8 protein-coding genes and 1 pseudogene are annotated in these 10,361 nt (G+C 69.5%); 6 read left to right on the top strand and 3 right to left on the bottom strand.

Annotated elements, in window-relative coordinates:
- Nucleotides 1-320 precede the first annotated feature (320 nt).
- The gene (gene aceE / locus BI06_RS20850; protein WP_030395851.1) at nt 321-3,071 is read right to left on the bottom strand and encodes a pyruvate dehydrogenase (acetyl-transferring), homodimeric type; all 2,751 of its coding nucleotides are present in this window, start codon (nt 3,069-3,071) and stop codon (nt 321-323) included.
- Between the two features lie 516 nt (nt 3,072-3,587).
- On the opposite strand from aceE, the gene BI06_RS20855 reads away from it, so the two are divergent.
- From BI06_RS20855 to BI06_RS20875, 5 genes are all read left to right on the top strand, one after another.
- The gene (locus BI06_RS20855; protein ID WP_030395852.1) at nt 3,588-4,025 is read left to right on the top strand and encodes a DUF3052 domain-containing protein; all 438 of its coding nucleotides are present in this window, start codon (nt 3,588-3,590) and stop codon (nt 4,023-4,025) included.
- 278 nt (nt 4,026-4,303) lie between these two features.
- Nucleotides 4,304-4,762 (top strand): peroxiredoxin, encoded by a 459-nt coding sequence (locus tag BI06_RS20860; protein WP_030395853.1) that lies wholly within the window; start codon nt 4,304-4,306, stop codon nt 4,760-4,762.
- 203 nt (nt 4,763-4,965) lie between these two features.
- Complete coding sequence (locus BI06_RS20865) at nt 4,966-5,541, top strand: TerD family protein (RefSeq protein ID WP_030395854.1); 576 nt, start codon at nt 4,966-4,968, stop codon at nt 5,539-5,541.
- A 252-nt stretch (nt 5,542-5,793) separates the two neighbouring features.
- Nucleotides 5,794-6,369 carry a TerD family protein gene (locus BI06_RS20870; RefSeq protein ID WP_030395855.1) on the top strand — a complete coding sequence of 192 codons (576 nt, stop codon included), beginning with the start codon at nt 5,794-5,796 and terminating at the stop codon, nt 6,367-6,369.
- A gap of 109 nt (nt 6,370-6,478) precedes the next feature.
- A complete protein-coding gene (locus BI06_RS20875) occupies nt 6,479-7,585 on the top strand; it encodes a DUF475 domain-containing protein (protein WP_030395856.1) in 1,107 nt (368 codons plus the stop codon).
- Between the two features lie 145 nt (nt 7,586-7,730).
- Here the strand turns inward: BI06_RS20875 and BI06_RS20880 are convergent, their stop codons facing one another.
- Nucleotides 7,731-8,909, bottom strand: coding sequence for a DUF2637 domain-containing protein (locus BI06_RS20880; RefSeq protein ID WP_043470443.1), 1,179 nt, complete (start codon nt 8,907-8,909; stop codon nt 7,731-7,733).
- A 344-nt stretch (nt 8,910-9,253) separates the two neighbouring features.
- Here BI06_RS20880 and BI06_RS20885 point away from each other — a divergent pair, with 344 nt between their 5' ends.
- Nucleotides 9,254-9,982, top strand: a complete 729-nt coding sequence (locus BI06_RS20885; protein WP_030395858.1) for a Tellurium resistance — start codon at nt 9,254-9,256, stop codon at nt 9,980-9,982.
- 59 nt (nt 9,983-10,041) lie between these two features.
- Here BI06_RS20885 and BI06_RS50995 read toward each other — a convergent pair.
- A pseudogene (locus BI06_RS50995) lies at nt 10,042-10,361 on the bottom strand (TerD family protein); the annotation flags it as partial.

A 10,361-nucleotide genomic window follows, 5' to 3' on the forward strand; every position in this document is an offset into this window, starting at 1 on the left:
CGGCACCGGCACCAGTCCGGCCACGGCCCGGTCCGAGGCGGCCGGCAGGGCCACCGACGGCCCGCCGATCTCCTCCGGAGCGGGCAGCAGCTGGGACAGCAGGGCGCCGGTCGTCACCCCGACCAGCAACGCCAGGGGGAAGGCCCCCGTCCTCGGTGCGCGCACGGTACCCGGCCCCCCTCCCCTCGCCCCCCTCGGGACACCTTAAGGGTGACTCTCGGGAAGGTTAAGAGGCAGCCGGAGCGCGCCGGGAAACGGCGAGGGGCCGGTCCCCCCGCACACGGCGGGGGGACCGGCCCCTCAGGGGATCAGCGGGGCGCTCAGGCCTCGCCGCCCGCGGCGCCCGGGTCGGCCGCCGCCACGTCGAGCAGCTGGTAGCGGTCGATCGCGTCCTTCAGCGCGCTGCGGTCGACCTTGCCCTGCTTGGCGAGCTCGGTGAGCACGCTCAGCACGACCGACTGCGCGTCGATGTGGAAGAAGCGACGGGCCGCACCGCGGGTGTCGGCGAAGCCGAAGCCGTCGGCACCCAGCGACTGGTACTGGCCCGGCACCCAGCGGGAGATCTGGTCCGGCACCGCGCGCATCCAGTCGGACACGGCGACGAACGGGCCCTCGGCGCCCTGGAGCTTGCTGGTCACGTACGGGACGCGCTGCGGCTCCTCGGGGTGCAGCAGGTTGAACTCCTCGGCCTCCACCGCGTCGCGGCGCAGCTCGTTCCAGGAGGTCGCGGACCAGACGTCGGCCTTGACGTTCCACTCCTCGGCGAGGATCCGCTGGGCCTCCAGGGCCCACGGCACAGCCACGCCGGAGGCGAGGATCTGGGCCGGGATCTGGCCGGCGGTGCCGGGGGCGTACCGGTGCAGACCCTTGAGGATGCCCTCGACGTCCACGTTCTCCGGCTCGGCCGGCATCTTGATCGGCTCGTTGTAGACGGTCATGTAGTAGAACACGTCCTCGCCGTGCGGGTGCTCGGCGCTGGAGCCGTACATCCGGCGCAGACCGTCCTGCACGATGTGCGCGATCTCGAAGCCGTACGCCGGGTCGTACGCGACGACGCCGGGGTTGGTCGAGGCCAGCAGGTGCGAGTGGCCGTCGGCGTGCTGCAGGCCCTCACCGGTCAGCGTGGTGCGGCCGGCGGTGGCGCCGATCACGAAGCCGCGGGCCAGCTGGTCGGCCATCTGCCAGAACTGGTCGCCGGTGCGCTGGAACCCGAACATCGAGTAGAAGACGTAGACCGGGATCAGCGGCTCGCCGTGGGTGGCGTAGGACGAGCCGGCGGCGATCAGCGAGGCGGTACAACCCGCCTCGGAGATGCCGTCGTGCAGCATCTGGCCGGTCGGCGACTCCTTGTAGGCCAGCAGCAGGTCGCGGTCGACCGACTCGTAGGTCTGGCCCAGCGGGTTGTAGATCTTCGCCGACGGGAACAGCGAGTCCATGCCGAAGGTGCGGTACTCGTCGGGCGCGATCGGCACGAAGCGGTTGCCGATGCCCTTGTCCCGCATGAGGTCCTTGAGCACCCGGACGAACGCCATGGTGGTGGCGATGGTCTGGTTGCCGGAGCCCTTCTTGACCGCCTTGTACGCGTCGTCGCCCGGGAGCTCCAGCTGCCTCGGCCGCACCTTGCGGGTCGGCACGTAGCCGCCCAGCTCCTTGCGGCGGTCGTGCATGTACTGGATCTCCTCCGAGTCCTTGCCCGGGTGGTAGTAGGGCGGGTAGCCCTCGTCCAGCTGCTTGTCCGTGATCGGCAGGTGCAGCCGGTCGCGGAAGCGCTTGAGGTCCTCGACCGTCAGCTTCTTCATCTGGTGGGTCGCGTTGCGGCCCTCGAAGTTGGGGCCCAGCGTCCAGCCCTTGACGGTCTGGGCGAGGATGACGGTCGGCTGGCCCTTGTGCTCGCGGGCCGCCTTGTACGCCGCGTAGACCTTGGCGTGGTCGTGGCCGCCGCGACCCAGGTGCTGGATCTGCTGGTCGGTCATGTTCTCGACCATCTTGCGCAGCCGCAGGTCGCCGCCGAAGAAGTTGTCCCGGATGTACGCGCCGGACTCGGTGGCGTAGGTCTGGAACTGGCCGTCCACCGTGGTGTTCAGCTTGTTCACCAGGACGCCGTCGCGGTCCTGGGCGAGCAGCGGGTCCCAGCTGCGGTCCCAGACCAGCTTGATGACGTTCCAGCCGGCGCCGCGGAACTGCGACTCCAGCTCCTGGATGATCTTGCCGTTGCCGCGGACCGGGCCGTCGAGGCGCTGCAGGTTGCAGTTGACCACGAAGGTGAGGTTGTCCAGGCCCTCGCGGGCGGCCAGGGACAGCTGGCCGAGCGACTCGGGCTCGTCCATCTCGCCGTCGCCGAGGAAGGCGTAGACGTGCGAGTCGGAGGTGTCCTTGATGCCCCGGTGCTCCAGGTAGCGGTTCATCCGGGCCTGGTAGATCGCGCCGAGCGGGCCGAGGCCCATCGAGACGGTCGGGAACTCCCAGAAGTCCGGCATCAGCCGCGGGTGCGGGTAGCTGGAGAGGCCGTAGGGGGCCTTCGACTTCTCCTGGCGGAAGGCGTCGAGCTGCTGCTCGGTGAGCCGGTCCAGCAGGAAGGCCCGGGCGTAGATGCCGGGGGAGGCGTGACCCTGGAAGAAGATCTGGTCGCCGGACTCGCCCTCGGCGTCCTTGCCCCGGAAGAAGTAGTTGAAGCCGACGTCGTAGAGCGACGCGGAGGAGGCGAAGGTGGCGATGTGCCCACCAACCCCGATGCCCGGGCGCTGCGCCCGGGAGACCATCACCGCGGCGTTCCAGCGGGTCGCGTTCAGGATCTTGCGCTCGATCTCCTCGTTACCGGGGAAGAACGGCTCGTCCTTGGTGGCGATGGTGTTGACGTAGTCCGTGCTGCGCATCTCGGGCACGGCGACACGCTTCTCGCGGGCGCGCTCGATCAGCCGCAGCATCAGGTAACGGGCACGCTCACGCCCCCGCTCGTCGATGGCCGCATCGAGCGACTCCAGCCATTCCGCGGTCTCCTCGGGATCGAAGTCCGGGACCTGACTCGGAAGGCCGCCAATGATGATCGGGTTGCGATCGGATCCGGAAGCCACGCTGTTCCTTCACTGTCGGTCGAAACTGAGGTGTGTCGCGCCGCCTCCATCGTGCTACCGCGCTCGGAGATCCGTCATCTCTACCGATCGGTAACCGTTCCGCCCAACAGAAGGAACGGTCTGGCGATGTGCGGTTCGGACAGCGTCGTCCGTGCCGCACACCCCCGGGTGTTACGAACAGAGGTGGTCCGACCTGGTTTCCCGCCCGTCCGATGGCGGACGGCCGGGGTGAGGGCCAACAGGAGACTCTACGCCCGCGCACGCGCGGACCCGAATGCTGTTCGCATCTCGGGCGTGCGTACGGCCTGTGGACCGGGACCTCCCGAAGCATCCTTGTCTTGTGCAGAGAAGGGCAAATCGGTGTGATTCCCGACACGTCGCCCGGCGTGTTCCCGTGCGACACGTCAACCTTTGGAGGGGATCGGGGGTCGGGTACTTGCGCGAACCGCCGCGCCCGTGTGGACTACGGCCACAGCCTCGGCATGGATGCCGGGCCGAATACTGGAGGTTATTCCCGTGAGCGCGACCGCGGACCCCGCGGACAAGTCCAACCCGGCAGCCCGTCTCGGCTTCGACGAGGGCCAGATCATCCAGGAGCTGGGGTACGACGAAGACAGTGACCAGGACCTCCGCGAGGGCATCGAGGAGATCACCGGGACCGATCTTGTCGACGAGGACTACGACGACGTCGCAGACGCCGTCCTGCTGTGGCACCGCGACGACGACGGAGACCTCACCGACTCCCTCGTCGACGCCCTGGAATACCTGGCGGAGGGCGGCCTGATCTGGCTGCTGACGCCCAAGACCGGCCGTGACGGCCACATCGAGGCCTCGGACATCGCCGATGCCGCGAAGACCGCGGGCCTCTCCCAGACCAGCTCGATCGCGATCGCCAAGGACTGGGCCGCGACCCGCCTGGCGACCAAGTCGACGGCCAAGCCGGCCAAGCGCTGAGTCCTGCCTGACGGCCTCGCCGGAGTCTCCCTCCGGCGGGGCCCGGTCCGTTTTCCCCGGTTCTCCCCGGTGCCCCCGGACGGCCGCCCGGGGGACCGGAACCCGATCGGCCGGGGCGCCGGAACCCGGACGGCCGAACCGTTCGCCCAGGGCGAAAGCGGTGGCCCCGGACGGCGCAGCCCTCACCCGTCCGGCTCAACCGGCCTCGGCGAATGCGAGGATGGCGCACGCCGCGTCACCCGCGCGGCCCAGTCGCGTCGAGTGGGAAAGGTCACCGCATGGCCATCGAGATCGGCACCGAGGCTCCGGACTTCGAGCTCAAGAACCAGCACGGCGAGCTGGTCAGGCTCTCCGACTTCCGGGGTGACAAGAACGTCGTCGTGGTCTTCTACCCGTTCGCGTTCACCGGTGTCTGCACCGGCGAGGTCTGCGCGATCCAGAAGGAGCTGCCGCGCCTGCAGAACGACGAGGTCCAGGTGCTGGGCGTGTCCAACGACTCGCCGTTCAGCCAGCGGATCTTCGCCGAGCAGGAGGGCCTGGACTTCCCGCTGCTCTCCGACTTCTGGCCGCACGGCGAGGTCTCCCGCGCCTACGGCGTCTTCGACGAGACGAAGGGCTGCTCGGTCCGCGGCACCTTCGTGATCGACAAGGCCGGCGTGGTCCGCTGGAGCGTCGTGAACGGCCTGCCGGACGCCCGTGACGAGCAGGAGTACCTGGCGGCCCTCGGCGCGCTCTGAGCCGTCCGGGGCACCCGGGACGCACGGTTCCCGGCCTGCTCGGGGGCGTCCCGGGCGCCGGGTCCGGGCGGTTCCCCGGCGCGGACGGGAACCCCGCACTACGATCGGTCCGTTGGCTGGTCAGAGGCTCGGGCGGTTCGCCGCCGGGCTTCGGACCGCACCACGGGGGCACCGAGGAGTGCCTCCCGAATCTTGGAGGACAAGTGGGTGTCAGCCTGAGCAAGGGCGGCAATGTCTCGCTCACCAAGGAGGCCCCGGGCCTGACCGCCGTACTGGTCGGCCTCGGCTGGGACGTCCGTACCACCACGGGCACGGACTTCGACCTGGACGCCAGCGCTCTGCTCTGCAACGACCAGGGCAAGGTCGGCGCGGACGGCAACTTCGTCTTCTTCAACAACCTGAAGAGCCCGGACGGCTCGGTCGAGCACACCGGTGACAACCTCACCGGTGAGGGCGAGGGCGACGACGAGGCGATCAAGGTCAACCTGGCGACCGTGCCGGCCGACGTGCAGAAGATCGTCTTCCCGGTGTCGATCTACGACGCCGAGAACCGCTCGCAGAACTTCGGCCAGGTCCGCAACGCGTTCATCCGCGTGGTGAACCAGGCGGACAACAAGGAGCTGGCCCGGTACGACCTCACCGAGGACGCCTCCACCGAGACGGCCATGGTCTTCGGTGAGCTGTACCGCAACGGCGCCGAGTGGAAGTTCCGCGCGATCGGCCAGGGCTACGCCTCCGGCCTGCGCGGCATCGCCCAGGACTTCGGCGTCAACGTCTGAGTCGGGGCGGGGCCGGTGACGGCCCGGTGGTGAACCACGGCCGGGGCGGCCGCGGACGCGAGAGCGTCGGCGGCCGCCCCGGCCGTTCGCCTTGTGTCGGCGCGGGGTTTGCCGTGCCCGGGCTACGACCTGCTCGGCGGCACTGGAAGGATGGGAGTTCAGGAAAGTTCAGCCGGCCCGGAGGGGCCGGCCGGGGTCGCGGGGGAATAGACCTGAGATGCGCCCCGGGAGGCAAGGGAGGAAGGACCGCCAATGAGTGTCACGCTCGCCAAGGGTGGCAATGTCTCGCTCACCAAGGCCGCGCCGAATCTGACGCAGGTGCAGATCGGTCTCGGCTGGGACGCCCGGTCGACGACCGGCGCGCCCTTCGACCTGGACGCGAGCGCGCTGCTGTGCTCCAGCGGCCGGGTGCTGGGTGACGAGTACTTCGTCTTCTACAACAACCTCAAGAGCCCCGAGGGCTCGGTCGAGCACACCGGCGACAACCTCACCGGCGACGGCGACGGGGACGACGAGGTCGTCCTGGTCAACCTGGACCTGGTGCCGCCGCAGGTCGACAAGGTGGTCTTCCCGGTGTCGATCTACGACGCCGAGAACCGGGGGCAGAACTTCGGCCAGGTCCGCAACGCCTACATCCGGGTGGTCAACTCGGTGGACGGTCAGGAGATCGCCCGCTACGACCTCACCGAGGACGCGTCCAGCGAGACCGCGATGATCTTCGGCGAGCTGTACCGCTACGCCGGCGAGTGGAAGTTCCGCGCGGTGGGCCAGGGTTATGCCTCGGGCCTGCGGGGCATTGCCCTCGATTTCGGCGTAAACGTACAGTAAAGGCCCTCATCGCTGTGATCGTTCCGTTCGGCGCGCACGCGCGTCCGGACGCAATCCCGGCGAACGTCGACCTCGTCGACGCCATGAACCCGAAAGGTAACCAAGTCCCGTGTTCCTCCGCACATTCGGCTGGTCATTCGCGATCACCATTCTCGGGCTGATCGCCGCCGGCCTGCTCTGGGGAGCCGAGGGATTCGGCATCGTGCTGATCCTCTCCATCCTGGAGATCTCCCTCTCGTTCGACAACGCGGTGGTCAACGCCACGGTGTTGAAGCGGATGAACCCGTACTGGCAGAAGATCTTCCTCACCGTCGGCGTGCTGATCGCCGTGTTCGGTATGCGGCTGATCTTCCCGCTGCTGGTCGTCGGCCTCACCGCGCACCTCAACCCGGCCACGGTCGTCGACCTCGCCCTGCACAGCGACAAGACCTACGAGGGCCTCACCTACGGCCAGTACCTGGAAGCGGCCAACCCGGCCATCGCGGCCTTCGGCGGCGTCTTCCTGCTGATGATCTTCCTCGACTTCATCTTCGAGGAGAAGGACTACAACTGGCTGGCCTGGATCGAGCGCCCGCTCGAGAAGGTCGGCAAGCTGGAGGCCTTCTCCACCGTCGTCGCCCTGGTCACCCTGCTGCTGGCGGCCAACTTCTTCGCCGCCGACCACGCCGAGACGGTCCTGCTCGCCGGTGTGCTCGGCCTGATCACCTACCTCTCGGTGAACGGCCTCTCCTCGGTCTTCGAGGCGGGCCTGGAGGAGGAGGCCGAGAAGGAGGAGGCGCAGGAGAAGACCGGCAAGTCCATCGTGCAGGTGGGCGGCAAGGCCGCGTTCTTCCTCTTCATGTACCTCGAGGTGCTGGACGCCTCGTTCTCCTTCGACGGCGTCGTCGGCGCGTTCGCCATCTCCAGCGACATCTTCCAGATCACCCTGGGCCTCGGCATCGGCGCGATGTACATCCGCTCGCTGACCGTCTTCCTGGTCCGCAAGGGCACCCTGGACGACTACGTCTACCTGGAGCACGGCGCGCACTACGCGATCGGCGCGCTCGCGGTGATCCTGCTGGTCGGCATCGAGTACCACATCCCGGAGATCGTCACCGGCCTGATCGGTGTCGCCTTCATCGGCCTCGCGCTCGGCTCCTCGGTCCTGCGCAACCGCCGGGAGGCCGCCGACGGCGGCGGCGACGGGGACCGGGAACTGGTGGGCAGCGACAGCTAGAGCTGTTCTGCCGGTTCCGCCGGTCCGCCGGGTCCTGCCGGTCTTGCCGGTCTTGCCGGTCCTCCCGGCCTTCCCGGTGAACGCCGAACGGCCGTTCCTCCCGAGTGGGGAACGGCCGTTCGGCGTTCTGCGTGGGTGCCGCTGCTCAGCCGAGCTGCTGCTCGATGGCGCGCAGCTTGCGCTCCAGGGAGTCGAGCTTGGGCATCGACAGGGTGTCGTCGTCCGGCGTCAGGTCCACCGTCGAGCGGTAGGCGGAGGAGGACGACGAGGCCGAGGTCGAGGTCGTCGAGGACGAGAGCGACGACGAGGACGAGAGCGACGAGGAGAACGAGGCGGAGGACGAGCCGGAGGCCGACTCGGAGCCGCGCGAGCGGCGGGTCTCCAGGGCGCTCAGCGGCGCGGAGTCCAGCAGCGAGCCGGAGGTGCGGGAGGAGAAGGCGTCCACCTCAACGGCTAGGGCAGGCTCCGTAGCGGTCGGGCCGTCTCCGGCAGCGGCGAGGGCGGGCACCTGGCGGCCGGCGCGGTTGCGGGACAGCATGCCGCCCGACTGACGGGAGATCGCCTTCAGCTCGGCGCGCTCGCGGCGGTCGGCGCTGCGGGCTCGCACCTTGGCGTCCAGCTTCGCCTGACGCTCCTCGCGCACCTCGTCGACGGCCTCGTCCAGGCTGCGGACGTTCTCCAGCAGCATCAGCGACCAGGCGGCGTAGGTCTCGCGGGGCGCGCGCAGCCAGCGGACGATACGGATCTGCGGCAGCGGGCGCGGGACGAGGCCCTGCTCGCGCAGCGCGGCCTTGCGGGTCTGCTTCAGCGCGCGGTCGAACAGGATCGCGGCCGAGATCGACATGCCGGAGAAGAACTCGGGGGCGCCGTCGTGGGACATGCCGCGCGGGGCGTGCACCCAGTTGAACCAGGCCGAGGCGACCGCGAACACCCAGACCAGCAGGCGGGAGCCGAGGGCCGCGTCACCGTGGCTGGCCTCGCGGACGGCGAGCACCGAGCAGAACATCGCGGCGCCGTCCAGGCCGAACGGGACCAGGTACTCCCAGCCGTTCGAGAGGCCGAGGTTCTCCTTGCCGAAGCCGACCAGGCCGTGGAAGGACAGCGCGGCCGCGACGCCGGCGCAGCAGAACAGCAGGACGTAGGAGGAGATCCCGTAGACCATCTCCTTGCGTCGGCGGCGTTCCTCGCTGCGCTCCCAGGAGTCGCTCGATTCGTCCTTCCGGTTGTTGTTCTTGAAGCGCAGCGTCGCCACCAGGATGGCGGTGAACAGCAGGGCTACACCGCCGATGACGGTCCAGACCAGCTGTATGGAGGTCAGGTTCATTGCGGGTCGGGCCTCGGGTTTCCGCAGGGGACAAAGGTCTCAAGTGCGACACGATGATCAGGATCCGTCCCCGGGACCGGGCCTGACGAAGCGTCGTCGTCGGACGGGTGCGCCGACGCGCCCGGGCGGGCGGGCGGGACACCTGTGCGGCTAGACGATATCGCGTCCGAAGTGGCCGCATGGTACGGGAGGTGAGCTTCGCCCCGCCAATCGACCCGCCGGTGTCCGGCCGGTGTCCGGCGGGCGGCGGCGGGTAGGGGACTTCGGGTACCCGCGGGCGGGCTGATGCCCGATCATGGAGCGGCGGACCGTCAGAACGGCTGGCGCGGCTGGGGGAGGACGGCATGGCCTCGATTTGGGAGTACCTGCGCGGAGAACGGAACGCCCTCGACACGGGTGGCCAGTTCAAGGTCACCCTGACCAAGTCCTCGCCGCACCACGCGATCACCGGTGCGGCGGCGACCACCGGCTACCTCTACGTCAATCTGCACTGGACCACCCGGATAGGAGCCCCGAGGACGAGCACCAGGGACTCCCTGCGGCGGGTGTTCAGCCCGCGGATCCTCAGCCCGATGGAGCCGGACGCCAGCCAGAACGCCCAGGTCAACGTGGACCTCGACCTGGCCTGCATGTACGAGCTGACCGACGGCAAGCGGGGCGTGGTGCAGCCGCTGGGCGGCTTCTTCGGCGACCTCCAGCACCCGCCGTACATCAAGCTCAGCGGCGACGACCAGTACGGGGCGCCGTCCGGCGAGACGATGTACGTCAACCTGGAGAAGAAGGACCAGTTCAAGCGGCTGCTGATCTTCGTGTACATCTACGACGGCACGCCGGCCTTCGAACAGACCAACGCGGTGGTGACGATCGTGCCGCAGTCCGGGCCGCGGATCGAGGTCCATCTGGAGGAACGGGCGTCGGCCGCCCGGTCCTGTGCGGTGGTGCTGATCGAGAACACCGGTGACAACACGCTCACGGTGCGGCGCGAGGTGCGGTACGTGAACGGGTTCCAGGCGGACATCGACCGGCTGTACGGCTTCGGGATGCAGTGGCAGCGCGGGTACAAGACGGAGTGAGGCCGGGACGGGGGCTCGGGGCGGTGCCCCGGTGCCCCGACGCCTCGGGGTGGGCGGGCTCAGCGCGGCTGGAACTGAGGGCCCTGCGGGGGAAGCGCGAACTCCTCGGCGGGCGGGGCCGGCTGCTGCGGGACGGGCGGCTGGGCCTGGGCCTGGGGCGCCTGCTGGCTCTGCTGGGCCTGCTGCGGTGACTGCGGCGCGGTGTTCGGCGGCGGGTAGCCGTAGCCCGGCTGCTGCTGGGGCGGGTACCCGTAGCCGGGAGCGGGCGCCGGGGGCTGCTGGGGGTAGCCGTAGCCCGAGCGCGGGGCGGGCGGCGGGTAGCCGTAGCCGCCCTGCTGCGGGGCCTGCTGCGATGCCTGCGGCGCGGTGTTCGGCGGCG

The organism is Kitasatospora sp. MBT66, assembly GCF_000710405.2.
Classification (GTDB): domain Bacteria; phylum Actinomycetota; class Actinomycetes; order Streptomycetales; family Streptomycetaceae; genus Kitasatospora; species Kitasatospora purpeofusca.

Excerpts from the sequence above, each read along its gene's own strand:
- BI06_RS20860 (WP_030395853.1), top strand. The coding sequence starts at position 4,304 with ATGGCCATCGAGATCGGCACCGAGGCTCCGGACTTCGAGCTCAAGAAC.
- BI06_RS20870 (WP_030395855.1), top strand. The coding sequence starts at position 5,794 with ATGAGTGTCACGCTCGCCAAGGGTGGCAATGTCTCGCTCACCAAGGCC.
- BI06_RS20880 (WP_043470443.1), bottom strand. The coding sequence starts at position 8,909 with ATGAACCTGACCTCCATACAGCTGGTCTGGACCGTCATCGGCGGTGTA.
- BI06_RS20885 (WP_030395858.1), top strand. The coding sequence starts at position 9,254 with ATGGCCTCGATTTGGGAGTACCTGCGCGGAGAACGGAACGCCCTCGAC.